Source organism: Belliella aquatica (assembly GCF_014637795.1).
GTDB classification, from domain to species: Bacteria; Bacteroidota; Bacteroidia; order Cytophagales; family Cyclobacteriaceae; genus Belliella; species Belliella aquatica.
The window spans coordinates 105,706-130,676 of record NZ_BMFD01000010.1 but is presented as its reverse complement, the minus strand read 5'-3'; the positions used below and the strand labels follow the sequence as shown (position 1 = coordinate 130,676).

The window sequence follows — 24,971 nt, the reverse complement described above, 5'->3', positions numbered from 1 at the left end:
CTGGTAAGTTGCTCCTCAGCAGAGCTTACGTCCTCTTCGAATCTGCATGGCATGTTAAGAAATTTTTCAACAAAAGTCACCAACTATTTTTGACCACATTACCAGTATTGAAAAACCGAGGGATTGAATCACTTCGGTTTTTTTATGACTTTATATTAGAACAATCTAAATCCAGCAGAAAGTACAAGTTGGTTTTGTCGTTGATCTGTTTGAAACCCTGCAACACTTTCTGCGATTTTCCCAAGTGAACTTTCATATTTGGCATCTAGGATAAGATTGCCCAAATCTAAGCCAATACCAGCTTGGTAACCTATTGTAGAGCTTCTGTAATCAATGTTTTGTGTTGCTGCAATTGGATCATCTCCAAATGACTGATCTAACAAAATACTTGCTATTGGACCTACTTGAACTCTAAAAAACTTAGCTAGTTTGATTCCAACCATCATTGGGATATCCAATCGATTGAAATTCGTCTCTATAGTGGCGTTATTATTTTCGTCAATGATAAAACCACCTGTACTTGTGTATAGGAATTCAGGTTGTACGAAAATAGAGGCTCCTCCCATTCTCACGAACATTCCGATATGATATCCCATCTTGTCGTCACCTGAGGAATAGCCATCGCCACTTACTTTTATATTTGCTTGCGAAACGCCGAATTTGGGACCAATTGAAAAATCCTGAGCCTTTGCATAGCTGGTTATTACAAAAGCAAAAATCAATAGAATGGCATTTTTCATAAATCAGAATTTAATGTTTCGTTAGGAATAAACTCAATTTCTTGAAGTAATTTAAATTACTTATCAAGTATAACGAAATAAAAAGCCCTAATTGTTTATCAATTAAGGCTCTTATTTACAAATCCATGTGCTATGTCATATAACTCATAGAAATCCATAGGTTTTGGTAATAATCTATCAAAAGCAATGGTGCTTATTTGTCGAAAGTAATCGATATCTCCAGCGGTAAAACCGATGATAGGGATTCTGTTAATTTTATCATTCAACTTTATCTCAGCTAAAAGCTGAATGCCATCCATTTCTGGCATCATGATATCTGTGATTACGATATTAAAATCACTTTCATCATTTAGAAGTTGCATAGCTTCACAGCCATTTTGGGCTGTTCTAACAGTGTTGTTTTCTTTCTCAAAAAGCTTTTGAAGTATTAGCCTATTTATAGCATCATCATCAACTACAAGAACTTTCATATGTATTGGTCGGGTGAACAGCACCAATATCATAATAAATTATTTAAAAAACATATATTTATATATAAAATTAAAAGATCACCTTAAATTTACTTTAAGGTGATCTTTTAATTCATTGGTAATTAATGTTTTATATTAACCTCCAGCTTCTGGTTCACCAAATACTCCAAAAAGATTTAAGAGTACAAGTCCTATGACAATCGGGCAAACGTAACGGATGAAGAATACCCAGATATTTCCAGCACTCAAGCCAAAGAATAATTTTTTCTTGAAACTTGGAGAACCGATAGCAATTTCATCTACCAATTCACTCGTCTTAAATGACCAGCCTGAGAATATAGCAAACAACAAACAGAGAACTGTAACTGCTAGAGTACCAAAAGTCCAATCCATGATATCAAACCAGCCAGTTTTAGAGATAGATCCGATTTTCATCGTTACTGTGTTGAAAACATTACCATCAATAGAACTTAATATTGCAGGAATAGAAATAACCATTGCCGCAATTCCAACTCCCCAAGCAGCTTTTTTTCTTGAAATTTTCTTTTCATCGATCAAGTATCCAACTGGAACTTCTAGCATAGAGATGGTAGAGGTCAATGCTGCAACCATCAATAGCAAGAAGAATGCTGCGCCAATAATTGACCCACCAGGAATTTGATCAAATACTTGTGGAAGAATTTTGAATACTAAAGAAGGACCTTCATCTGGTTTTAGACCTAAAGCAAATACAGCTGGGAATATCATCAATCCACCAAGAAGTGCTACGAAGCTATCGATAGCTCCAATCCAAAGGCCACTGCTAACTAAATTAGAACTTTTTGGAAGGTAAGAACCGTATGTTACCATCAAACCCCAGCCAACACTCATAGAGAAGAAAGCTTGTCCAAGGGCTGCGAGAATTACTCCACCATCTATTTTAGCAAAATCTGGCTGTAAATAATATTTTATCCCTTCACTAGCCCCTTCCAAAGTGACACTTCTGCCGGCTATTAAGATAATGAGCACGAAAAGTACAGGCATCAATAGTTTTGATGCTTTCTCAATTCCTCCCGAAACTCCTCCAAGGATTACCAAGATGGTAACCACCATAAAGAAAAATGTAAGCGGTATGATGTATTCAGGAGTTCTGATAAATACAGCAAAGTCAACTGGAATATTGATCAATTCAGTGATGATATAGCCCACCGTCCATCCAGCAATCACAGAGTAATAGGTGAGAACCATAAAACAAATCACGACGCTCATGATTCCAGGAATCATCCATAGTTTGTTTTTAGATGCTTTTTTCATAGCACCTATCGGGTTTTTGCCCGTAAGTCTTCCGATTGCTAATTCATTGAACAATAGGGGTATTCCAATTAATATTACACAAAGGATATAGACAAATACAAATGCTCCTCCACCATTCTCGCCAGTGATGTATGGAAATCTCCAAATGTTACCTAATCCAACCGCAGACCCTGCTGCGGCCATAATAAATCCTAGACTTGAGCCCCATTGACCTCTACTTTCAGTATCAGGTTTAACTGCCATACTTATCGATAATTAGTTTTTGATTGATTATTGAATTGTTAAGAATTGGCTAATTTAAGTTGTTTTGATAAAATACCAATTCCATCCATAAAACTTTTAGGGCAATAGTCCAATTCTTTAATGGCTTTGTCTATTATAAACCCAGTTTTCATTGGCCGTTTGGCATCTTGAGTAAATGCCTCAGAGTTTGTCTCTTTAATTTTTGATTTATCTAGCTGAAAAAAATCTGCTGTAGCGATGGCCATATCATAAGGGGTAAGTTGCTCTTTCCCCGAAATATTGAAAATGCCCTCAGCTTGTTTTTTGATTGTCAGAAGACACCCCTGAGCTAAATCTTCAGCTAAAGTTGGTGTTCTGAATTGATCATTAACCAATTGAAGTGTTTCCCCTTTTTCTAAGGACTCCTTTACCCAAAGAATGATGTTCGATCGGCTCATATCATTGGCGATGCCATAAACAAGCACAGTTCTGATTATAGTCCATTTAATTTTGGAGGCTTTTATTTTCTCTTCCGCCTTCATCTTTGTCCATCCGTAATAATTTATTGGATTAGGAGTATCATTCTCAGAGTAGGGACCAGCTTCTCCATCAAAAATAAAATCTGTCGAGAGGTGAACCAAGTGCGAATTAAATTTCTCAGCAGCTTGAATGAGGTTCATTACAGCGTGAATGTTTAATATTTCACAGGCTTTCTTCTCTTTTTCACAAATATCTACATTGGTCATTGCTGCGGTATTGATGACAAAGTCTGGCCTTGTCTTTTCAAAAACCTGCAACACATCATCTCTATCCGTTATATCTAATGATATCCACTTTGCAGCTTTAAGACTTGTCGGAAGCCTACTTTCTCCAATTCCTGTTGGAATCACCTCAAACTGTCCTTCATCCAAGATTTGTTGAACAAGCTTTTGACCTAAAAGACCATTTGCTCCAGTGATCAGGATGGATTTTTTGTTTGCGTTATTCATAAGTATAGCCAAATTCCTTTGTGATTTTCTTTTTGTTCATTTGTGAAACGCTTACTTTCATGTACACAGGTTCAAGGGGTTTGTCTTGCGCACCTGTTTTTTCTTTAGCGATGGTTTCCATGACGTCGAGGCCTTTGATAATCTTACCAAATACGGTGTATTCATTATCTAAATGTGGCGTACCACCCTCTGAGGTGTAGGTTTCTATTTGTTGTGGGGTCATTTTTTTCTCTAGGTTGATATTGTAAAAATTCTCTAGAGAAGCTTTGGCGCCTAACATAATTTGATTCATAGAATCTAACTCTCTTGCTTCATAGAGTCGATAATATTTTTCTCTCAACTCTTTATTGCTTTCAAGTCCTATGAATTGGTTGAATTTTTCTCCGAGCAAACGCATGTCAGTAACTAACTCAGGTTTGGTATAAACTTTTCCTTGTACGATATAGAACTGTGATCCACTTGATGCTCTTTCTGGGTTTACGTTGTTGCCCATTCGCGCAGCTGCGATCATTCCTTTTCCATGAATATACTTGGGGTTGATTTCTGCTGGAACTGTATACCATTCTTCTCGAGGAAGATTTTCTTTTCCAAATACATCTCCTCCCTGAACCATGAAGTTTTCTATGACGCGATGGAATTGGGTTGAGTCAAATCTGCCATTCTCAGCTAATTCTATAAAATTACTTTTATGTTTTGGTGTTTCATCGAAAAGTAATGCATACATATCTCCATGACGGGTTTCGATTTTGACCAAATAGTCTTTTTCAACAGAACAGCTAGAAAAAACTAGAATGATCAGTCCAATCAAAAATAAAGATTTGATTTTCATTTGTTTAGAGTAGATTTTATGTCGTTTAATATTTCTAGTCCTCCAGATTGGAAAACTTTTTCTGCTAATGATTTTCCGAGTTGCTCGGCATCCTTAGTCTCTCCAGATACTTGATGAATAATTCTTTTCGTACCGTCAAGACTTACAATTCCGCCTTTGAGCGTAAGTTTATTGTCCTCAAAATCAGCTAAAGCAAAAACAGGAATGCTACAACCACCTTCCAATACCCGAAGATATGCTCTTTCAGCGCGTAGTCTGTAGCTTGTTTCTTGATGATTTGTCGCAGCAATAATTTTTGCCTTCACTTCGGGATTCATTACGCTTGCGGCTTCGATCGCTACACTTCCTTGACCTACCGCTGGAGTGAATTCATCTAAGGACAATTCATATCTAATCAAGTCATCATAGCCCATTCTGTGAGCACCTGCATAGGCGAGCAATAGTGCATCACATACGCCTGATTCCATTTTGGCAATTCTCGTTTGGAGGTTACCACGAACTTCCACCGTTTGGATGTGTGGATAATAATGTTTCAATGTGGCCACTCTTCTTGTAGAAGAGGTGCCAAGAATCAAAGGTTTATTTGGGTTTTTGTAATCAATATCCGATCGGTGACTAAGAATGATATCATTTACTTTTTCACGTTCTGTAAAAGCTATGATTTCAAATCCATCAGGCAATGAAGATTGCATATCCTTGGCACTGTGCACGGCAATATCAATTTGCCCACTCGCTAGTTGATCTTCTAATTCTTCTGTAAATACCCCTTTACTTCCGATTTTGGCAATAGAAACATCTAGGATTTTATCTCCTTTGGTATCTATGATGACGATTTCGCTGTCCATACCATTAGCTTTCAATAGATCAGCCACATGATATGCTTGCCAAAGGGCTAATTTACTTCCTCTAGTCCCTATTTTAATATGTTGCATTATTCTTTGATTTTTCTTTTCGGTGATTTCCCAGTGACCGATTCCTCAATGAATTTCACGATTTCACCAGCGATATTGATTCCCGTAGCTTTTTCTATCCCTTCTAATCCTGGCGAACTGTTTACTTCCAAAATCAATGGTCCTCTAGAAGATTGAAGCATATCTACACCTGCAATGTCTAGGCCTAATACTTTTGCCGCATTCAGAGCGGCTTGCTTTTCTGCACGAGAAAGTTTTATAATTGTCGCTTTACCACCACGGTGAAGGTTAGATCTGAATTCACCCTCGGCTCCTTGTCTCTTCATAGCGCCGACCACTTTGCCATTGACAATAAATGCCCGGATATCAGCTCCCTTTGCTTCTTTGATAAATTCTTGGACAATGATTCTAGCTTTTAGTCCATGGAAAGCCTCAATTACGGATTGTCCTGCCTTTTTGGTTTCTGCTAAGACCACACCAAGTCCCTGAGTTCCTTCCAATAGTTTGACAATCAGCGGAGCACCACCCACATGTTCAATCAAAGTTTTTTCACCACCTTTTGAAAAGTTTGTAAAAGCAGTCTTTGGCATTCCTAAGCCAGCTTTGGAAAGAATTTGTAAGCTTCTCAGCTTATCTCTACTTCTTACAATCGCCTGAGACTCCACTGCGGAAAAAGTTCCCATCAATTCAAATTGTCTCACCACAGCGGTGCCATAGAATGTCACAGAGGCCCCAATTCTTGGGATGATTGCATCTACACCGATGACTTTTTCACCTTTGTAAATGATCGAAGGACCTTCTTGCTCAATAATGATATCACAAAGTGAGTGGTCAATAATTTTAGCCTCGTGCCCTGCGGCTTGTATTTCCTCTAGAAGCCTTCTAGTTGAGTATAAATGTGAATTTCTTGAAAGTATTACGATTTTCATGTTTTTGATTTTTGGGATAAATTGACTTCAGATACATCTACTAAAAATTTCCCTTGAATCATTTTTCTGCCCAAGAGTATGGCATTTCTCATTTTAGATCGATCAGTAAGTGTAAATTCAGCTTCGAATTCTTCATCAAACATAATCACTTTTGTTTTCACTTTGTATCGGACTTCTGCTTGACCAAAAGAATTCTTTACTTTTTTCTGAGTATAATCAGTTGTCTGATGGATGATGTCTTTATATTTTCTATCTGCAGGACCTAACACGCGGTATAAAAGAACCATCTCACCATCGATCTCTCTTTCTTCCACAAATGTACAATGAATCGAGCTTGTGTATGCACCAGTATCAACTTTTGCAGGTATCATTTTCAATTTCCAGTCAGGAAGTGTAATTCGCTCTCTCCTTCCGATAATTTTTTTCATGGTCTTGGTTTAATTTTTCTTTCGCATTATTCTAGCAATTTGAAAAGACAAATCCGTGAAAAGGATTTTTGGACTTGCGTTTCTTTCCAAATGATAGTGCGCCTCATTCATTAGGCGATACATATTAAAGACTTTTTCTTCATCAAGCACATGTACTCCGAGATTTTCTATAAATCCTCTGTCTTGTGGTACACTTCGCATCAGTCCTGTGAGCTGAGACTTACTCAAGATTACTTCTCTAAGTACATTTATTCCGCTCAGCAACAATGATTTTTGACCTTCTTTATCTCTTTTCGCAAAGTCCTCTGCATAGGCAATAATCTCACCAGTTTTCAGCGAAAAACAGAGTCTGTACCAATCTCGTACCTGAGTGGTATTTTCATCTACAACTTGATCTACGAGTCTGAAAGCTTCTCGCATATTGCCATCTGCTAAGGGTGCAATTTGTTCCGAAGCTTCCCGAGAACAAAGGTCTTCTTTCACCAAGTGATCCTTGATTTCCTCGTCAGTAAAAGCTCTGATCATTACCTTTTGAGTTCGGGAGAGAATTGTCGTCAGCAATTGCTCAGGCTGTGTAGTCAAAAGGAGAAAAAGTGTTTTTGGTGGTGGTTCTTCCAATACTTTCAAAAGGGAATTTGCAGATTGCATATTCATATATTCTACACCCCAGATCATCATGATCTTATATCCTCCCTCAAAAGATTTCAAAGAGATTGTGTTCAATATGGTTTTTGCGGCAGCTCTCGAAATATTCAATTGCTTCTTGTCAATATCATTGTGATAGATCCAATCAGAAATATTTCCATAAGGGGTATTTAAAGCAAAATTTCTAAAAGAGGCCGTGAAATCGATTTTGGTTTCTTTTTCTTCATCATCATCATCCTTTTTCTTGGTGACAGAAGGGATTGGAAGTGCAAAATTCAAGTCGGGATGAACCAACTTTGCCATTTTGAGACAAGAAGGACATTGGCCGCAAGCATCTTCTTCTTGAGGATTTTGGCAATGCAGATAGGTGGAAAGCGCCAAAGCCATCTTAAGATTAGCTGATCCTTCCGGACCATGAAAAAGCAAGGCATGTGCAAGGTGATTATTCTTGACTGCCTGTAAGATTTTTTCCTTTACATCTTGTAGCCCTGGAATAGACGAAAATAGCATAATGACGGATTAAAGCGTTTTGTCCCAAATACGGTAATGCTTGGTCAATTCAAAAACTTTTTGAATGATTTCTTTTTCTATTTCATCATATTCAAGTCCTCTTCTTTTCATAACGGCGGTAGCAACTTCTTCAAATTTATTTACTTGGAAAGTGCTAAACCCAGCAGCACCACCCCACGAAAAAGAGGGGATAAAATTCCTTGGGTAGCCGTCTCCAAACACATTTGCACCAACCCCTACAACAGTTCCTGTATTGAACATGGTGTTGATGCCAGATTTGGAATGATCTCCCATCATCAAGCCACAAAACTGGAGGCCTGTATTGGAAAATCCTCCTTTGATATAATCCCAGACTTTGACAGCAGCATAATTGTTTTTTAAATTGGAGGTATTCGTATCTGCTCCGAGATTACACCATTCACCAAGGACAGAATTGCCCATGAATCCATCATGACCTTTGTTGCTAAAACCAAAGATCACGGAATTGGAAACTTCTCCACCGATTTTGGAATGTGGGCCTACAGTTGTATCACCTCGCATTTTTGCTCCCATGTTCACTGTAGAGCCTTCGCAAAGTGCAAATGGTCCTCTGATCAAGGCGCCTTCTTGGATTTCTGCGTTTTTGCCAATGTAAATCGGTCCATTTTCAGCATTGAGCACAGCAGCTTTGATTTTTGCTCCTTCTTCTACGAAGATTTGATTTTCATTGTAGATTATTGTGTTGGGATCGCTAATGCCTGCTGATTTTCTACCTGAGGTAAGCAAATCAAAATCAGCTCTAATTTCTTTTGCATTGAATTCAAAGATGTTCCAAGTTTTCTGAATCAAGGTAAATTCTCCCTCGAAATCGATTCTTTCCTTTTCTTTGGCGATGTCTAGATCAAAATTAGTTGGGTCATCAGACTTTACTGCGATTAAGGTTTGATTGATCCAAAGTGCTTGCTTGGAATCTAATGCAGAGATGGCTTTCCACAAATCTGGGTTGGGACAAAAAGCTCCATTAATCAGAATAGCTGCACTTTTCTGGCAGGTGAATTTCCTACTCAGGTAATTTTGAGTCAAAAAACCGGGTTTTACCCCTGTATATTTTTCCCATTTTTCGCTGATTTTAAGAATTCCAACTCTGATATCTGCCACAGGTCGGGTAAAAGTAAAGGGTAATAATGATCCTCTGATCCCAGAGTCATCGAATAAAATTACATTGTCCATGTCACAAAAATAAAAAAGTCTCTCGGAAAACAACTTCCAAGAGACTTTTAAAAACTTTAATAAAATACTGAAGCTTATTTCTTCGCGTATCTTCTGTTGAATTTCTCAACTCTACCAGCAGTATCCAACATCATTTTCTTACCAGTGTAGAACGGGTGAGAGTTAGAACTAACTTCAATTTTGAAGAGAGGATACTCTTTTCCATCTTCCCACTGAATAGTTTCAGAAGTCTCGATAGTAGATTTTGTTATGAACTTATACTCGCTTGAAGTATCATAAAAGACCACTTCTCTGTAGTTTGGATGGATATCTTTTCTCATTGTATTGTTATTTATCTTAAATGCCTTTTCCGAAATAGTTTGCAAAGTTATCCTTTTTTGTAAAATATTCCAATATAACCCAAAAATTATTTGATTTAACCTTCATTCTATGTAGTCATTGGGATTGAGAGTATTGCTTCAATAGAAATAAGTACATAAATAAATGGTTTTTTAAACCTGAAAAGATTCAAAAAAAATGGCTTTAATCCTTTAAATAATGCCTTTAATTTTTGAAGTTAAAATCTTGTAAAGCTAAACGTGTTTTATTTCTTGCACTTCTTCTGATCATAGGACTTGAAATTGAAAGGCCAAAACTAGTTATTGCGAGTGGAACAAGAAAATTGCTTGGAGTAGATGATTGAAACCGTGGAGAGATTATGTAGGTAACAAATAGGATTTGCGTGGCTAAACTTACCGCATCTAGGGCAAGGCTTAATTTTTGTGCATTTTCAGCTTTTTTAAATGTATATTGAAAATCGGGATTTTCTATCTTTAGGTCATTTACTTGTTCCTTGGACAGTAGATTTGGGCCTTCATATAAATCGATTCTTTGGCCAAAGAAATTATTTCTAAAATCCGATCTAAGATAGCGCCCTGTTAATTGTTCCTGGCGGATCAAATAATTATGATTTTCTATTAATATATTTAATTTCCTTATTCCTGTTCTATTCATTTGGGTACCAACTCCAGACGTAATACGACTTAATGTGCTTACGATTAGAAAATTTCTAATCACTTCATTATTTAAATTTCCAATGTTATTCCCGATATACGCTACAGATCCAAGTTGCACCAGACTACTCGTTAATTGAAGAGCTTTACCTGTCTTGGTTTTTGAATGAGTTTGTGCGAAATCATTTGCATCCCCAGGCATGATTTCCATGTATTCTCGGACTTGAGAAGCCTTGATTTTCTTATCTTCAATCAGATATCTCGGATTTCCCCAAAAATTCTCTTTAAAAGTTATGATTGGATAGTTTACGTATTTTCCTTCGTCGAAATAGCTGTTACTTTGGGAAAATACGGATGTTACTTTTAATATTGAAAAGGTGAATAAGATAGACCAAACAAAAACGCTTTTTCCCAGCATAACTTTCATCATAAATTGTAAGATTTTTACATATTTAAACTTACCTAATTTTAATTTACTCTGCAATTACTTTCTGCTCTAAAAACGTACATTTTCAACTTTATATTTGGTTTATTGATAGAATAGAGGAATGGAACTTTAGCTATTTTGAATATATAGTTTGAATTTCGAAAGAAGTCATAAGCCAATTCAGTGAAAATTATTTGAGTTGGTGAGGATCGGTTTCGGAAAAAATATTACTCAACATTAAATTCTTTTGATAATTTTAGAGAATGTTCCATTGAATACATTTTCACGTATGAAAAAAATTATACTCTTGTTTATTTTTACAGCTTTAATTTTTGAGAAGTTGGTAGCTCAAGGTGCCTACGCTCCATTCAATAGGGATTATTATCACATCATAGAACGCTATGAGATATTAAAGGGAGAAATGAATCCTGTTTTTCAGACTGGGTTCAAGCCCTATCGAAGAGATAAAATTGCAAGCTATCTCGAGTCTTACCTGACAGATTCTACATCCGGTATTTTTCAAGGTTCTGCAGCTGATCAATTTAATATCAACTACCTCAGCAATGACAATTGGGAATTTGCTGAAAGTGAAACAGGAAATTCTAATCGGTCATTTCTCGGTAAATTGTATAGAAAACCATCGGATTTCTATCATTACAAAGATGAAACTTTTGACATTCACATCAATCCTGTCCTCTATCTCTCAGGTGGGAGGGAACAAGGAGAGGATGCATTTAGGTTTAGAAATTCTCGTGGTTTAGAATTGCGGGGGACTATTGATAAAAAAATTGGATTCTATACTTACTTGACTACGACACAGACCATCTTCCCATCTTGGGTGAGAGATTACACAGAGCAAAACGGAGCTGTCCCGGGAGAAGGCTTCTGGAAGGATTATGAATCTGAGGGCTATGGATACTTTTCAGCCATGGGGCATTTGAGTTTCAATGTCAGCAAAAATATCGAAGCACAATTTGGACATGATAGAAATTTTGTAGGGGAGGGCTATCGATCGATGATTCTGTCTGACTTTTCAAATCCCTATGTTTTTTTTAAGTTGAACACAAAAATTTGGAAATTTAACCTGACTAATCTTTGGTCTCAGATGACCGCTGATGTCATTTACAATGGTCGTCGACCGACAGATGGCCGCTATCCTCAAAAATGGTTTTCACATCACCGACTTGGAATCAACATAGGCAAAAATTTGAATATTGGTGTTTTTGAATCCGTTATGGCGAATCAATTTGATTGGAATTACTTGAATCCTGTGATTTTCTACAGATGGATAGAACATCAATTGGGCACACCAGATAAAGTGATGTTAGGATTTGATGGGAAATGGAATTTCACACCTGGCATGCAGCTTTATGGACAATTTGCGTTGGATGAATTTGTGTTTGGCGAGTTTTTTGGAATTGATGGGAAGAATTCAAGTAGAAATAAGCATGCCATTCAGGCAGGTTATAAATATATAGATGCCTTCAAAGTCTCCAATTTGGATTTGCAGCTGGAATATAATCAGGCTAGACCTTATACGTATCAAGAAAAGTTTGAAAACCAAGCGTTCACCAACTACAGAACGCCGCTGACGCACCCGAGAGGAGCAAATTTCAGAGAAGCGATTGCTATATTGAGGTATCAGCCTTTACCTAGACTAACCGTAAACGCAACTGGATTCTATCAGCTTTTTGGGACTGACCCAAGTGATGAAGTTAATTTTGGAGGAGACCTTTTGAAAAATAGGTTGGTGACAAATACTGGACTAGGTCTTTTCGGACACGAAATTGGTCAAGGAGTAGAGAATAAGGTCTTGATGGGGACATTGAATTTGAGTTACATGCTGAAGCATAATCTATTTGTTGATCTAAGTCAAAGCTACAGAAGGGGGACTGCTCAAAATCTAGACGCTCCTGATGTCGATAATTTCACGCAATTATCTTTAAGAATGAATATCGTAAGACAGGAATTTAATTATTGATCACTAGGGATAACTTTGTTTAGAATGCGAAGCTGGTTTTTGAATTCAAAGGATATATAAAATTAACTAACTTGCAGCTTCGAATTCAGAGCAGCTTACATGAATACCTATTTTAGAATACTATCTTACGCCCGTCCTTTTAGAAGATACATACCCATATATGTGGTCTACACGCTTCTAGCGATAGTTTTTGGATTATTGAATTTCACTTTACTCAAGCCACTTTTTGATGTGATATTTGAGCAAAGTGGACCAGTTGATGTTTCAAAATATCTTGAAAAGCCAGAATTTTCATTTTCGATAGATTATTTTCTTCATGTTTTCAATTATTATTTTTTACAGATTTCTGAGGAATTTGGGAAGTTTGGAACACTCGTCTATGTCTGTATCATCATCGTGATTTCTGTCTTTTTGGCAAATCTCTTCACCTACCTTTCAGGAGTAGTCTTAGCAAAAGTTAGAGCCGAGGTCATCAAAAAGATGCGAATGGATATTTTCAATCACGTGGCGCAGATGCATATGGGCTACTTTTCTACCGAAAGGAAGGGGGATTTGATGTCCAAAATGACCAATGACATCCAAGAGGTAGAAAACAGTATTGTACAGTCATTGCGTGTGGTTTTCAGAGAGCCTGCTACCATCATTTTATATTTTGCAGTACTCTTTTTCATGTCTGTCAAATTGACTTTGTTCACCATCTTAGTCATCCCGATTTCAGGAGCGATTATAGGAGGGATTACCAAAAGGTTGAAAAAGAAGGCGGTTGAAAGTCAAGAGTCACTGGGCCGTATAGTCAATATTCTGGATGAAACGATTGGCGGAATGCGTGTAATCAAAGCATTTGGAGCAAAGAAATACATTACAAAGAAATTTGACGAGGAGACCGCATACTACTCTGATGTGAATGTGTCCATGGCTAAGAAAAATGAATTGGCTTCCCCAATCTCTCAGTTTATGGGTGTATCTGTCGTTGCTGGGATTTTAGTCTATGGTGGAAGTCTGGTTTTGAACAATACCTCAGATTTGAGTGCCAGTGACTTTATCACCTATATCATCATCTTCACGCAAGTGCTCAATCCTGCGAAAGAAATATCAAGGGCAGCAAGTGTAATCCAGAGGGGTTTGGCATCAGCAGAGCGGATTTTCAAAGTAGTAGATACAGAAAGTGAGATCCAGAATATTTCCAATCCGAGATCTCTTACATCTTTTGAAAATCAGGTTTCTTTCGAAAATGTGTCTTTTGGCTATGAAAAGGAGGAGGTATTGAAAAATATCAATTTCAATCTTCAAAAGGGCAAAACGATTGCTTTGGTGGGGCCTTCAGGTGGAGGGAAATCAACTATTGCAGATCTTGTGCCTCGATTTTATGATCCTACAAAAGGTCAAATCAGCATAGATGGAATCAATTTAAAAGAATTAGAATTAACACAGTTGAGATCTTTGATGGGGATTGTAACCCAAGAATCCATCTTGTTCAATGACACCGTATTTAATAACATCGCCTTTGGTTTGGAAGGAATTTCGGAAACAAAGGTGATAGAAGCTGCCAAAATCGCCAATGCACACGATTTTATTGTTCAATTGGAAAATGGCTATCAGACCTCAATCGGGGAGCGAGGATCTAAGCTTTCAGGTGGTCAAAGACAAAGGCTCAGCATCGCGCGGGCAGTATTGAAGAATCCACCCATCCTGATCTTGGATGAAGCTACTTCAGCTTTAGATTCTGAGTCAGAATTATTGGTGCAGGAAGCGCTCACTAAGCTAATGACCAATCGAACGACTTTGGTGATCGCGCATAGATTGAGCACTATTCAGCATGCTGATGAGATATTAGTGATTCAAAGTGGTGAAATCGTCCAAAGAGGAACGCACCAAGAGCTGATGCTTGAAGAAGGTATTTACAAGAAACTTTCCACAATGCAGTCTGTTTAGTATATTTAAACGCTTAACCCAAAAAGAGAAATTTATGAAAAAGTTTAATAGTATCATGCAGTTGCTTTTGGCGCTGTTTTTTGCGCTCAGTTTGGTTTATTTCCTAGCATTTGAAAGTATCAAAGGCGTATTTGGAGTTTCAGAGTTGTATTCTGGCACAGTGGTAACCTTTCTACTCGTAGGGTTGATCTTATTTTTGGCTACCTGGGGCACAGGTTCAATGGCCATGAAAAGCTTGGAAAGCAACCTTTCTAAAAAGGAATTAGAAAAAAATGAATTGAAGGCAAAGCTCTATGATTTGGAGCAGGCTTTGAAATTGAAAAACATCGATAGAAAAATCGATCAAAGTGAAGATGATAAAGAAAGTTCTGTAATCAAGCCAAGGCAGAATTTTAAATAAGTAAATTTTCAAAATACTTTTGAATTTGGTTATATTAGGAAATCTTTTAGGTTTCCTTTTTTAATTTCATCGAATCAAATTATGGTAGCAAAGACTTTTGGAAGTGCAGTGTCAGGTGTTGACGCAAAGCTGATCACAATAGAAGTAAATGTGGGTCAGGGTACCAGTTTCTTTATGGTGGGCCTTCCCGACAGTGCTGTGAAGGAAAGTCAACAGCGCGTGGAGTCTGCTTTGAAATATTTTGGATACAGGATGCCACGCCAAAAAGTCGTGATCAACCTTGCCCCTGCAGATATCAGGAAAGAAGGCTCAAGCTATGATTTACCCATAGCATTGGGCATACTCAAAGCCTCAGAACAAGTGATGTTTCCTGAACTTGAAAGGTACGTCATCATGGGTGAATTGGCTTTAGATGGCAAGCTAAGACCAGTCAAGGGTGTGTTGCCGATTGCCATTGAAGCAAGAAAACAAGGTTTCAAAGGGTTTATCTTACCGAGAGAAAATGCAGCAGAAGCATCTATTGTCAACAGTTTGGATATCATAGGAGTAGATTCCTTGGAAGAGGCAATCAATTTCTTGGATGGAAATTTAGACATTGAACCCTTAGTGACCGACACGAGGGATATTTTTTATAGTTCGCTTGAGCATTATGAATTTGATTTTACGGATGTGCAAGGTCAGGAAAACATCAAAAGAGCCATGGAAATCGCTGCTACAGGTGGACATAATGTGATCATGATAGGCCCTCCCGGTGCAGGAAAGACCATGTTGGCCAAAAGACTTCCATCAATCTTGCCTCCACTTTCTCTGCAGGAAGCATTGGAAACCACAAAGATCCATTCTGTCGCTGGAAGATTAGGAAGAAATGCATCGCTGATTGCTCAGCGGCCATTCCGATCTCCACATCATACGATTTCTGATGTTGCCTTGGTTGGTGGTGGGGGGAATCCACAGCCAGGAGAAATCTCACTTTCGCATAATGGGGTATTGTTTTTAGATGAATTGCCTGAGTTCAAAAGAACAGTTCTTGAAGTGATGCGTCAGCCTTTAGAGGAACGGAAAGTGACGATTTCAAGAGCGAAAATCTCAGTTGATTATCCGGCGAATTTCATGCTGATAGCAAGTATGAACCCATGCCCTTGTGGCTACTACAACCACCCCGAAAAAGAGTGTGTTTGTGGTCCGGGAATCGTGCAGCGTTATTTGAATAAAGTCAGCGGACCACTTTTGGATAGGATTGACTTGCATGTGGAGGTGACACCTGTAAAATTTGATGAAATGACTTCTACCAGAAAAACAGAGACGAGTAAAGCTATTAGAGACAGGGTAATCAAAGGTAGAGAACTACAAGTAGAAAGATTCAAGAACTCTCCAGAAGTGTTTTGTAATGCTATGATGCCGTCCCATATGGTTAAAGAAATTTGTGAAATCAATGAAGCAGGAAAAGCACTCCTAAAAACAGCGATGGAAAGATTGGGATTGTCTGCGAGAGCTTATGATAGGATTTTGAAAGTAGCGCGAACGATAGCTGATCTTGCATTGAGTGAGAATATCAAAGTAGAACACCTGGCTGAAGCCATTCAATATCGAAGTTTGGATCGAGAGGGTTGGGCTGGATAAAAATAGGTGAATCAAAAAAGACGGTTTTTAAACCGCCTTTTTTGATTATTTCCTCTGTCTGATCGCTTCGTAGATGACTACTCCTGCGGCAACAGATACGTTTAAACTTTCGATATTTCCTGAAAGTGGGATTTTGACAAACTCGTCACTGATTCCCATGATCTCTGGAGAGATTCCATCTTCTTCTGATCCTAATACCAAAGCTGTTGGAACGGTGAAATTTTACAGAGTTTAGTTAATTTTAAATTTTATCACTTTATTTTCTGATTTTTCACTATCAACTATAAGACCATAACATAAGTCATCTTTTATACTCATCATTGAGATAGCTTCGTCAAGAATTAATTTTTTTATAGGCTTTCCATTTATATCAAAAACCATAATAATATTAGTTGTTTGTTTGTAAGTAGTATCTCCTTCCCAGTACAAAGCGTACATCTTATCACCTTCAATGCTTGGTGAGGTAAAATATTTTGCTGCTATAAAAAATTCTTCAGAAGGTAATTTATCTGAAATTCTAATTGCTTGATTTGTTTTGTTGTTTAAATCATAAATCTCAATTAATGGAATATAAGCATAAGTTAAAAGAACACGATTTTTCTCTTGAGCAAGATGAGCAAATTCCAAAGTGGGTTTTTGGTCGTAAGGATTGACATTTGGATAGTCTTTATTTAATCTAGGTAGACTGCCAAATTGTGAAGGTAGGCTTTGATTTTCTAAATCAAGAGTATAAAACCTTGCTTGATCCTCAATCGGTGAACTTGTTGTACTAAGATAAGTCAATTCATTGCCATTTAATATTATGCCATTCGTGTATGACAAACCTTTATTTAAAAATTCATCTGAGTGTGTGTTTTTATAAATTAGGGTATCTATATTGTAAGATACAACTTTGGCAAGCTCAGTGTCTAAAGCTAAAAACTCTTTTTCATTTTTTACATGGAATCGCCATAAAGAAAATGTTTCGCCTGGGCCAGCGCCTCTCTTACCAAATAAGCCAATGTATTTCTCTTCAACGAGATTATAAATATGCATAGTATTATCAGAGACGCTCTCAACAATTATGAGATAATCTCCTACGGTAAAAATTCTTGTAGGTAAAAAAAGGGTGTCTGACAATTCATTGATTTCAGTGCTAAATAAAGTGTCGCTTAATATTACGTTATCAAGATTTACTTTTTCAATAGGACCAACTAGATAGAATTCATCTTTTTTTGCACATCCAATGGTAATAATAATTAAAATCAAAAATTGGAATAAAATGCAGTTTTTCATATTATAAATATTCTTTTGGGCTGAAAAAAAGCTAGAACAAAAAACTTGTTCTAGCCTATAACTAAATTAATTAATTTCCACAGGCTCAATTGAACCACCATCTTTTTTCCTCCAATGAACGCAACTACCCCAAATAGGCTCACCTTCGGGATCTACTGTCCAAATAGAACATACTCCATCTAGATCTCTTTGACATTCACTTCTACAGGTTTGAGGTTTTGTATCATCAAAAGCATTAGCTTCAATAATGGAGAAGGCCAATGCAGCAAAGAAAACTGACATTAGTGAAAATGCGGTGCAATAATTCTTTAATTTTTTCATGATTTTATATGTTTAAAGTTATTCCGTAAACATATATATATATTAAATCGCAAATAGTTATAGAATTGTTTTTTAGTTTTTCAAAAAAATGTTTTCAATCTATTATTTCCTCTGTCTGATCGCTTCGTAGATGACTACTCCCGCGGCAACAGATACGTTTAAACTTTCGATATTTCCTGAAAGTGGGATTTTGACAAACTCGTCACTGATTCCCATGATCTCTGGAGAGATTCCATCTTCTTCTGATCCTAATACCAAAGCCGTAGGAACGGTGAAATCGGCCTCGTACATGGCTCTTTCTGTTTTTTCCGTTACACTTACTACGCTCAAACCCATTTTTTTCAAATCTTTCACTGTATAGTAAAGATTTTTCACTCTACAAACTGGAAGAAAATTCAAGGCTCCTGCTGAAGTTTTTACGGCATCAGAATTGATCTGAGCACTTCCTTTTTCAGGAATGACGATCGCATGAACGCCAGCACAGTCAGCAGTTCTTGCCATGGCACCAAAGTTTCTCACATCTGTGATTCTATCTAAGACCAAGATAAGTGGAGCAATGCCTTTGCTAAAGCATTCGTCAATTACATTGTCTAAAGAAGCATACTGAATCGCCGAAATATGGGCAAGTACACCTTGGTGATTTTTTCTTGTTGTTCTGTTAAGCTTTGCTTCTGGTACACGGACCACAGGAATTTTTTCTTCCTTGGCGAGTGAGAGCAATTCTTTGATAATCTCGTTGTTGAGATCCTTATTGACAAGGATTTTATCTATATCTTTTTGAGCATTTATGGCTTCCATTACCGCTCGTGTACCAAAAATAAAATCTTTATCCTGTTCGCCACGCTCAATTAGAAATCCATCTTTCCGCTTCTCCATAGTGTAATGCTTTTGAACCATTCAGGCTGCAAAGCTCTAGAACGGTTGAGTGTATAATAATTAGGAGTCAAAATATTTTTGACGCGTGCAAAGGTAAAGTTTATTTTGGAATTTGAGTTAAGATCGCCATAAGTCCATATTTCTGCATTCTGTCTGAAAGTGACACCATTTGGAGGACCCATGACCGTGTAGACCATTCCTTTGTCTGTTTTCCAGCCTTCTTTGAAGTCAGTAAAAAGGATATTAGCGAACTCGATTTGTCTGAAATATTCTCGAATCAATGTCTTGGCAGTTTCTTCATTTTTAGTCAAACCTATCCAATATTGATCTAAGGCGATTTTTTTATCTTCAGCCGCCAAAAGTGCCTCGTGCTCTCTTCGGGTAGAAATATACACGACCATATCTACCATTTCTTCCCAAGATTCTACTCTTGGAAATGCTTGCGGGACTGTTTTGATCATCAATCCTTCAGTAGAGTTGGTATCTGATTGGATGAAATAATACCCTTTTTTTTCAAAATCTTTTGGGATATTAGCCAAGAAATCACCTTCATTGATTACTTCAATCTCGCGAGGCACAGGTGAAGGCTTGATCTCCATAGGAGGATATGGTGCCTCAAAACTTGCTGGATAAAAATAACTATGCAAACTGACAGGCCCTTTTGTTTTGAAGAGCAAAGCTTCTTCTTGAATCAAAAATGACTGATCGAAAGGAATGTTGTTACCGAAATATGCGCCAAAATTTGGATGACCAAGTACAAAAGGACTGATCAAATCCATGTGGTAATAGTATTCATCACCTTGTCTTGTATCTACTACTTTTAAGAAAGCAATGGCAACTTGCTGCTCATCAGGAACCCTGATTCTTTGCTCAAAATAGAAATGATTTTGAGTATTCAACTTCAAATCCATCTCACTTAAAGTAGTCAGATTTTCATCTGTAAAAGGTTGATTGTAGGAAGATAAAATCGTGAATGAAAAGGTGTAATCAGAAAAAACTGCATTTTCTTCTAATTTCTCAATCGGTATTTGCAGAATAAAATTCCTTGGGCTTTCTTGAATAGGGATGATTTTCAAGGAAAGTCTTGAATATCTCGAGTACCGAAGTGCCTGATTGGTAGATTCTAACGTCTGCTGTCCTACTACTTCTATCGAAGAAAATACACTGAGCAAAAAGATACTCAGAAGGAACGGAAATTTTTTGGTGATTGCTTTTGTTATCATTTGGTTCAAAAATTAACCTTATTTTTGCTCAAATTAATAAAATTTTAAATGGCTACCTATACAACGGAAATTGCATCAGATAAGTTGGTAAGTGATAATCCTATTCATCAACGACTCCTCAAAGCGTATATTGCTGCTAAACCCATGGTGAGTGGCAATCTATTGGAAGTGGGTTGTGGCGAAGGGCGAGGGGTAGAGGTTTTGTTGGAGAAAGTAGAATCTTACCTCGGATTAGATAAAATCGAAGAAGTTATTACTTCTTTGAAAGCAAAATTCCCTAATGTAGCATTTCAGCAAGCTGTCATTCCACCTTTTCATAATATTGCTTCTGATACTTATGATACGGTGGTGAGTTTTCAAGTGATCGAGCATATTGAGGATGATAAATTATTTTTAGAAGAAATCTATAGAGTGCTTAAACCTGGAGGAAAAGCAATCATCTCTACACCGAATATCCGACATACTTTATCTCGAAACCCATGGCATATCAGAGAATATACAGCAAAGGAATTAATCAAGCTTGGTGAGGGGATTTTTGATAAAGTGAATGCGATGGGAATAGGTGGAAACGATAAAGTATGGAGCTATCATGAAGAAAATCGTAAATCTGTCAATAAAATCATGCGATTTGATGTGATCAATTTACAGCACAAACTGCCTGCTGCAGTTTTGAGATGGCCTTATGAAGTACTGAATAGAATGAATAGGAATAAACTTCACAAGCAGCAAGGAAATGCCGTGACGGATATCAGTCATGAAGATTATCTTTTGGTAGATCATCCAGATCAAGGACTAGATTTGTTTTATGTGTTGGAGAAAAAGAGGTAAAATCATCATTTAATCAGCTTTTTCTCTATTTCAAAAATATTGTAAAACCTACCTTGATACCTATATTATTAAGTTTACTAGAGAAAGGGTTATCTTCATTTTCATTAATGGTGAATGAATTATAAGAAGCTAATATATCTAGTGCGCTTCTTTCTCCAATTAAGATTGCCATGCCCAAACCGCCACCAACATTTGTAATTGAATACTTATACCCGATTGTTGTTGCACCTACCTCACTTTCTTGATTTCTTACTCCAAATAAAGAATTCACTTCTAAAAATGGTTTGATTTTTTTGCCAGAAAAGTAGTATCTAGCAAATGGTCCAATTGCGAATTGATTCGTTTTGTTTTTTGAAGTATTTCCTATTTGATCATTCTCTCCTTTCGAAAAAAAAGCAGCAAAATCAAGCCCTGCAGCGAAGTTGTCAATAAAGAAATAACCAACTTTTGGAGCAAAATTTACGCTTGAGTTCTTTGTTCTTATGGTAGTGCCATCACTTAACACTATAGTGGAGGAAGAAGATCCAAGTGACATATAGCCATTAGACTCTCCAACCGAGAAGCTCGTGCCAGCACCTAATAAGAACTTCCCTTTTTCTGTTTGAGCATTTGAAATAAATCCAAGGCTCAAAAATGCGATCACTAAAAATAGTTTTTTCATAAAAATAAAATTAAAAAGTTTTTTCAAATATCCGAGTTTTTTCACTTGCCGATTGAAATGTTTTTTTAGTTTCTGGGATTTGTTAATTCTTGCCACGAGGGGTCCACTTAAGTCACAACGTTTTGTTAATCGAATCAAAAGTAAAGAGCTCCATGTTTATACACGGAGCTCTTCGTTTGAATTGTAGCATTCGCTTCGGCTATGAAGCTCTTTATTAGCTGATTACCTTCTGTCGAGGCTATTGCCTCCCGAAGTTCCCACGAATCTTTCTAGGTCTCGTTTCAGTTCAGCAGCCAAATCAGTATACCCTTTTTCTTCAAGAAGAGGGACAAAGTAGCGAAGCATTTCAAGAGATATCATTGCTTCACGATCATACTCACGATTTGTTTTGGCATAGAACTCTAGAAGTTGAATTGACTTTACAGTCATTTTCTCAACGATATCTAGCGCTTTTTCATCTTCACCAACTTCGAAGAGCAGAGGAACAGATTGTCCACTTGCTAGATCGTAGGCAATTGCTTCATTTGGCATCTTGGCGATACCAAAATTTAAGATTTCTGCAGCTTTTTCAATTTCATCTTCATCTAGAAGAGCAATAGCGATGCTATTCAACGCGCTTCTATGATTTGAAGTAAATCTTCTGAATTCATCATCAAAATAATTGTCCGGATTATCCATTCCTCGGAATGCAAAATCTTCCATGACATGCTTGTATGATTTTTCAGCATTGACTAATTCTGCTCTGAAATTCTGAGGCTTTCTCACTGGAAGGAGTCTATAAGTCAATCCTTCCATCACCACGTACTCTTCTAAATCTAATCCGATTGTGGCAAGCGAAGTGTTATTGAAGTAAATCGGTCTCTCCCAATTGTTGGAAGTGATCAAGTCAAGCAACATCATATTCCCTTTTGTCAAATACTCACCTTTTACTCTGAGGTTCATCTGATCAGTTACCAAAGCTTCCATACCTTCAGGAATCAATCCTTGATTATAGACTTTTTCTACATCAACATCTAAAATAATATTTCTAGCAGGAACCATGTTGATGGTTATCTTATTTGAACCCTGAAGTTTGAGTAAATCACTTTGGTTTTTGAGTAATCTCAAATATTCCTTAGCTGAGATAGCCTCAAGGCCTTCTCTTTCATATAAATAAAGAACATCATTAGTTCCTTTTCTATAGTTTTCATAAGTCAAAGAGAAAGGCAAAGCTTCAGATTCATATGCTTGACGAGTCATCTGATCTACATACCAATCGGTATCAAAATAACTCAAAACAACGACTCTTACATCTGTTCTGAAATTCTCTACGGCTTGTACGTACCAAAGTGGGAAAGTATCATTGTCACCTCCTGTGAAGAGAATGGCATTGGGTTCGCAGGAAGCCAAGAAATTCCTTGCAGAATCTACAGAGAAATATCTTCCTTGTCTATTGTGATCATCCCAATTTTGTACTGCCATCAGTACAGGAATTGGGAAAGCAATCAACGTGGCAATAATACCAGCAATTGGGAGGTTTTTATTGAGTTTGCCAATCCAATGGGACAAGGCCAAGACTCCAAACCCCACCCAAATGGCAAAAGCATAAAAGGATCCTACATAAATATAATCTCGCTCTCTAGGTTCAACAGGCGGAGAATTCAAGTAAAGAACCAGCACTACACCCATCATCAGGAACAAACCCAAGGTGACGTAGAAGGAATTTGGGTCTTTTTTCGCTTGGAAAAACATACCGATCAATCCCAGTATTAAAGGAAGCATCAGATAGTTATTATGCGCTTTATTTTCTTTGATGTAGTCAGGGAATTTGTCGCTGAATGCATCGGTGATTCCCAGCCATGGAGCATCGGAGTAATCACTTTCTCGGCCAGAGAAATTCCACATAAAATACCTCCAATACATGTGTCCCAACTGATGGGTCATCATAAAATAGATATTGTCACTAAATGTCGGTTCTTGCCCTGGACTCAGTCCAAGCTTTGCTCGATAGATTTGCTTGTGTCTCTCTTGGGTGGAGTAAATTCTTGGTAAAATTGTGGTTTTACTCTTTTCGTATTTGTTGACAGTATTGTAATCTACAATCTCGTATTTGTCTTTTCCTTTCAGATAGATTGGAGCTCCATCTTCTTGAGATTCTACTTTAGCAGTGAAATACTGTCCATGAAGGAGTGGTCTGTAGCCATATTGTTCTCTTTTCAGATAAGAAACGTAACTGATAATATCGCTTGGATTATTTTCATTAATCACTGGATCTTGATTTGCTCTGATGACAATCAGCGCATAAGAACTGTATCCAATCAATACAAAAGTCAATGAAAGCAAAATGGTATTGAGGATGACTTTCTCTTTTTTGATACTGTATAAAATTGCATAAATCAAGGAGCCTAAGAAAACCGCAGAGAAAAATACAATCCCTGATCCAAACGGCAATCCAATGCTGTTCACAAAGAAAATCTCAATCGATCCAGCGAGACTTGGTAGTCCTGGGATGATAAAATTATTGATGATAATCAAGGCAACTCCACCGCAAAGTAAAGCAATGGCACCCCCTTTGATATTTGGGTTTTTGTACTTTTTGAAATAATAAATCAAAGCCAATGCAGGCAGCGTAACCAAATTGAGCAAATGGACACCGATCGAAAGGCCAACCAAATAAGCGATAAAAATCAACCACTTGTTTTCTTCCCTTGGATCTTCGATGACATCCCATTTCAGAAACGCCCAAATGACGATGGCGGTAAAGAAGGAAGACATGGCGTACACTTCAGCTTCGACAGCTGAAAACCAGAAACTATCAGTGAAGGTATAAACCAAGGCGCCTACAATACCTGCACCCATTAAGCTAATGGTTTCGCCTTTGCTTTCTTGTCCTTTCTTCATCTTGAAAAGTTTCCTTCCAAGCAAGGTGATAGACCAGAATAAAAACAAAATGGTGAAGCCTGAAAACAGGGCACTTCCCACATTCATCCAATAGGCAACTTGTAGTCCATCTCCTAAAGCGAGAAACCCGAACATCTTGTAAATCAACAAGAAAAAGGGCGCTCCCGGAGGGTGTGGAACTTGCAGCTTGTAAGCTACTGCGATAAATTCTCCTGGATCCCAAAAGCTGGCAGTCTGTTCTACAGTCAAAACGTAAACTAAAGTGGCGACTAGTGCAACCAGCCATCCTGTCAGATTATTGACCTTTTTGTAATCAAGCATTGTTTTTGAAATAATAGTGTCGGGCGAAAATAAACAAATAATCACTAATGTCAGGAATT

General features: G+C 37.4%; 23 protein-coding genes and 1 pseudogene. 5 read left to right on the top strand and 19 right to left on the bottom strand.

Translation table 11 applies throughout. The features are described 5' to 3' along the window. Window positions 1-155: 155 nt before the first annotated feature. From IEV57_RS13925 to IEV57_RS13870, 12 genes are all read right to left on the bottom strand, one after another. A complete protein-coding gene (locus IEV57_RS13925; protein WP_188443648.1) occupies window positions 156-740 on the bottom strand; it encodes a porin family protein in 585 nt (194 codons plus the stop codon). Between the two features lie 98 nt (window positions 741-838). After that, a complete protein-coding gene (locus tag IEV57_RS13920) occupies window positions 839-1,210 on the bottom strand; it encodes a response regulator (RefSeq protein WP_188443647.1) in 372 nt (123 codons plus the stop codon). A gap of 135 nt (window positions 1,211-1,345) precedes the next feature. Continuing rightward, window positions 1,346-2,746, bottom strand: a complete 1,401-nt coding sequence (locus IEV57_RS13915) for a sodium-dependent transporter (RefSeq protein ID WP_188443646.1) — start codon at window positions 2,744-2,746, stop codon at window positions 1,346-1,348. A 38-nt stretch (window positions 2,747-2,784) separates the two neighbouring features. Then, the gene (locus IEV57_RS13910; RefSeq protein WP_188443645.1) at window positions 2,785-3,714 is read right to left on the bottom strand and encodes an SDR family oxidoreductase; all 930 of its coding nucleotides are present in this window, start codon (window positions 3,712-3,714) and stop codon (window positions 2,785-2,787) included. Beyond that, window positions 3,707-4,543, bottom strand: coding sequence for a peptidylprolyl isomerase (locus IEV57_RS13905; RefSeq protein WP_188443644.1), 837 nt, complete (start codon window positions 4,541-4,543; stop codon window positions 3,707-3,709). Before IEV57_RS13905 ends, IEV57_RS13910 begins: the two co-directional genes overlap by 8 nt. Further along, the gene (gene hemC / locus IEV57_RS13900) at window positions 4,540-5,475 is read right to left on the bottom strand and encodes a hydroxymethylbilane synthase (protein WP_188443643.1); all 936 of its coding nucleotides are present in this window, start codon (window positions 5,473-5,475) and stop codon (window positions 4,540-4,542) included. Before hemC ends, IEV57_RS13905 begins: the two co-directional genes overlap by 4 nt. Beyond that, entirely contained in the window at window positions 5,475-6,383 is a 909-nt protein-coding gene (gene rimK, locus IEV57_RS13895; RefSeq protein ID WP_188443642.1) for a 30S ribosomal protein S6--L-glutamate ligase, read from the bottom strand. Before rimK ends, hemC begins: the two co-directional genes overlap by 1 nt. Continuing rightward, a complete protein-coding gene (locus tag IEV57_RS13890; protein WP_188443641.1) occupies window positions 6,380-6,811 on the bottom strand; it encodes an ATP-dependent zinc protease family protein in 432 nt (143 codons plus the stop codon). The genes rimK and IEV57_RS13890 overlap by 4 nt, the downstream gene beginning before the upstream one ends. A gap of 9 nt (window positions 6,812-6,820) precedes the next feature. Beyond that, entirely contained in the window at window positions 6,821-7,966 is a 1,146-nt protein-coding gene (locus tag IEV57_RS13885; RefSeq protein ID WP_188443640.1) for a DNA polymerase III subunit, read from the bottom strand. A 9-nt stretch (window positions 7,967-7,975) separates the two neighbouring features. Next, window positions 7,976-9,175, bottom strand: a complete 1,200-nt coding sequence (locus IEV57_RS13880) for a GlmU family protein (protein WP_188443639.1) — start codon at window positions 9,173-9,175, stop codon at window positions 7,976-7,978. A gap of 74 nt (window positions 9,176-9,249) precedes the next feature. Next, a complete protein-coding gene (locus tag IEV57_RS13875; RefSeq protein ID WP_014770988.1) occupies window positions 9,250-9,495 on the bottom strand; it encodes a type B 50S ribosomal protein L31 in 246 nt (81 codons plus the stop codon). A gap of 223 nt (window positions 9,496-9,718) precedes the next feature. Further along, window positions 9,719-10,651 (bottom strand): hypothetical protein, encoded by a 933-nt coding sequence (locus tag IEV57_RS13870; RefSeq protein WP_229744485.1) that lies wholly within the window; start codon window positions 10,649-10,651, stop codon window positions 9,719-9,721. 232 nt (window positions 10,652-10,883) lie between these two features. On the opposite strand from IEV57_RS13870, the gene IEV57_RS13865 reads away from it, so the two are divergent. From IEV57_RS13865 to IEV57_RS13850, 4 genes are all read left to right on the top strand, one after another. Then, window positions 10,884-12,575 (top strand): hypothetical protein, encoded by a 1,692-nt coding sequence (locus IEV57_RS13865; protein ID WP_188443638.1) that lies wholly within the window; start codon window positions 10,884-10,886, stop codon window positions 12,573-12,575. 99 nt (window positions 12,576-12,674) lie between these two features. Continuing rightward, the gene (locus IEV57_RS13860) at window positions 12,675-14,507 is read left to right on the top strand and encodes an ABC transporter ATP-binding protein (protein ID WP_188443637.1); all 1,833 of its coding nucleotides are present in this window, start codon (window positions 12,675-12,677) and stop codon (window positions 14,505-14,507) included. A 34-nt stretch (window positions 14,508-14,541) separates the two neighbouring features. After that, window positions 14,542-14,907, top strand: coding sequence for a hypothetical protein (locus IEV57_RS13855; RefSeq protein ID WP_188443636.1), 366 nt, complete (start codon window positions 14,542-14,544; stop codon window positions 14,905-14,907). An 81-nt stretch (window positions 14,908-14,988) separates the two neighbouring features. Further along, window positions 14,989-16,527: a YifB family Mg chelatase-like AAA ATPase gene (locus IEV57_RS13850; RefSeq protein WP_188443635.1), complete on the top strand. Its 1,539-nt coding sequence runs from the start codon at window positions 14,989-14,991 to the stop codon at window positions 16,525-16,527. Window positions 16,528-16,572: 45 nt separating this feature from the next. Here the strand turns inward: IEV57_RS13850 and IEV57_RS13845 are convergent. The 5 genes and pseudogenes from IEV57_RS13845 to IEV57_RS13825 form a co-directional block, all read right to left on the bottom strand. Then, window positions 16,573-16,749: pseudogene (locus IEV57_RS13845) on the bottom strand (TrmH family RNA methyltransferase); the annotation flags it as partial. A gap of 9 nt (window positions 16,750-16,758) precedes the next feature. Beyond that, on the bottom strand, window positions 16,759-17,802 hold the full coding sequence (locus IEV57_RS13840) for a BF3164 family lipoprotein (protein ID WP_188443634.1): 1,044 nt from the start codon (window positions 17,800-17,802) through the stop codon (window positions 16,759-16,761). A 66-nt stretch (window positions 17,803-17,868) separates the two neighbouring features. Next, window positions 17,869-18,123, bottom strand: a complete 255-nt coding sequence (locus IEV57_RS13835; RefSeq protein ID WP_188443633.1) for a hypothetical protein — start codon at window positions 18,121-18,123, stop codon at window positions 17,869-17,871. A 102-nt stretch (window positions 18,124-18,225) separates the two neighbouring features. After that, complete coding sequence (gene rlmB, locus IEV57_RS13830; RefSeq protein ID WP_188443632.1) at window positions 18,226-18,999, bottom strand: 23S rRNA (guanosine(2251)-2'-O)-methyltransferase RlmB; 774 nt, start codon at window positions 18,997-18,999, stop codon at window positions 18,226-18,228. Further along, window positions 18,972-20,222 carry a GWxTD domain-containing protein gene (locus IEV57_RS13825; protein ID WP_188443631.1) on the bottom strand — a complete coding sequence of 417 codons (1,251 nt, stop codon included), beginning with the start codon at window positions 20,220-20,222 and terminating at the stop codon, window positions 18,972-18,974. The genes rlmB and IEV57_RS13825 overlap by 28 nt, the downstream gene beginning before the upstream one ends. Window positions 20,223-20,270: 48 nt before the next feature. On the opposite strand from IEV57_RS13825, the gene IEV57_RS13820 reads away from it, so the two are divergent. Further along, complete coding sequence (locus IEV57_RS13820) at window positions 20,271-21,050, top strand: class I SAM-dependent methyltransferase (RefSeq protein WP_188443630.1); 780 nt, start codon at window positions 20,271-20,273, stop codon at window positions 21,048-21,050. A gap of 25 nt (window positions 21,051-21,075) precedes the next feature. On the opposite strand, the gene IEV57_RS13815 is transcribed toward IEV57_RS13820, so the two are convergent. Continuing rightward, complete coding sequence (locus IEV57_RS13815; protein WP_194383027.1) at window positions 21,076-21,807, bottom strand: putative outer membrane beta-barrel protein; 732 nt, start codon at window positions 21,805-21,807, stop codon at window positions 21,076-21,078. 126 nt (window positions 21,808-21,933) lie between these two features. Continuing rightward, entirely contained in the window at window positions 21,934-24,912 is a 2,979-nt protein-coding gene (locus IEV57_RS13810; RefSeq protein ID WP_188443628.1) for a glycosyltransferase family 117 protein, read from the bottom strand. Window positions 24,913-24,971: the final 59 nt, after the last annotated feature.

Excerpts from the sequence above, each read along its gene's own strand:
- IEV57_RS13925 (WP_188443648.1), bottom strand. The coding sequence starts at position 740 with ATGAAAAATGCCATTCTATTGATTTTTGCTTTTGTAATAACCAGCTAT.
- IEV57_RS13865 (WP_188443638.1), top strand. The coding sequence starts at position 10,884 with ATGAAAAAAATTATACTCTTGTTTATTTTTACAGCTTTAATTTTTGAG.
- IEV57_RS13855 (WP_188443636.1), top strand. The coding sequence starts at position 14,542 with ATGAAAAAGTTTAATAGTATCATGCAGTTGCTTTTGGCGCTGTTTTTT.
- IEV57_RS13910 (WP_188443645.1), bottom strand. The coding sequence starts at position 3,714 with ATGAATAACGCAAACAAAAAATCCATCCTGATCACTGGAGCAAATGGT.
- IEV57_RS13875 (WP_014770988.1), bottom strand. The coding sequence starts at position 9,495 with ATGAGAAAAGATATCCATCCAAACTACAGAGAAGTGGTCTTTTATGAT.
- IEV57_RS13820 (WP_188443630.1), top strand. The coding sequence starts at position 20,271 with ATGGCTACCTATACAACGGAAATTGCATCAGATAAGTTGGTAAGTGAT.
- IEV57_RS13810 (WP_188443628.1), bottom strand. The coding sequence starts at position 24,912 with ATGCTTGATTACAAAAAGGTCAATAATCTGACAGGATGGCTGGTTGCA.
- IEV57_RS13850 (WP_188443635.1), top strand. The coding sequence starts at position 14,989 with ATGGTAGCAAAGACTTTTGGAAGTGCAGTGTCAGGTGTTGACGCAAAG.
- rimK (WP_188443642.1), bottom strand. The coding sequence starts at position 6,383 with ATGAAAATCGTAATACTTTCAAGAAATTCACATTTATACTCAACTAGA.
- IEV57_RS13890 (WP_188443641.1), bottom strand. The coding sequence starts at position 6,811 with ATGAAAAAAATTATCGGAAGGAGAGAGCGAATTACACTTCCTGACTGG.
- IEV57_RS13885 (WP_188443640.1), bottom strand. The coding sequence starts at position 7,966 with ATGCTATTTTCGTCTATTCCAGGGCTACAAGATGTAAAGGAAAAAATC.
- IEV57_RS13835 (WP_188443633.1), bottom strand. The coding sequence starts at position 18,123 with ATGAAAAAATTAAAGAATTATTGCACCGCATTTTCACTAATGTCAGTT.
- IEV57_RS13915 (WP_188443646.1), bottom strand. The coding sequence starts at position 2,746 with ATGGCAGTTAAACCTGATACTGAAAGTAGAGGTCAATGGGGCTCAAGT.
- IEV57_RS13905 (WP_188443644.1), bottom strand. The coding sequence starts at position 4,543 with ATGAAAATCAAATCTTTATTTTTGATTGGACTGATCATTCTAGTTTTT.
- hemC (WP_188443643.1), bottom strand. The coding sequence starts at position 5,475 with ATGCAACATATTAAAATAGGGACTAGAGGAAGTAAATTAGCCCTTTGG.
- IEV57_RS13880 (WP_188443639.1), bottom strand. The coding sequence starts at position 9,175 with ATGGACAATGTAATTTTATTCGATGACTCTGGGATCAGAGGATCATTA.
- rlmB (WP_188443632.1), bottom strand. The coding sequence starts at position 18,999 with ATGGAGAAGCGGAAAGATGGATTTCTAATTGAGCGTGGCGAACAGGAT.
- IEV57_RS13860 (WP_188443637.1), top strand. The coding sequence starts at position 12,675 with ATGAATACCTATTTTAGAATACTATCTTACGCCCGTCCTTTTAGAAGA.
- IEV57_RS13840 (WP_188443634.1), bottom strand. The coding sequence starts at position 17,802 with ATGAAAAACTGCATTTTATTCCAATTTTTGATTTTAATTATTATTACC.
- IEV57_RS13920 (WP_188443647.1), bottom strand. The coding sequence starts at position 1,210 with ATGAAAGTTCTTGTAGTTGATGATGATGCTATAAATAGGCTAATACTT.
- IEV57_RS13825 (WP_188443631.1), bottom strand. The coding sequence starts at position 20,222 with ATGATAACAAAAGCAATCACCAAAAAATTTCCGTTCCTTCTGAGTATC.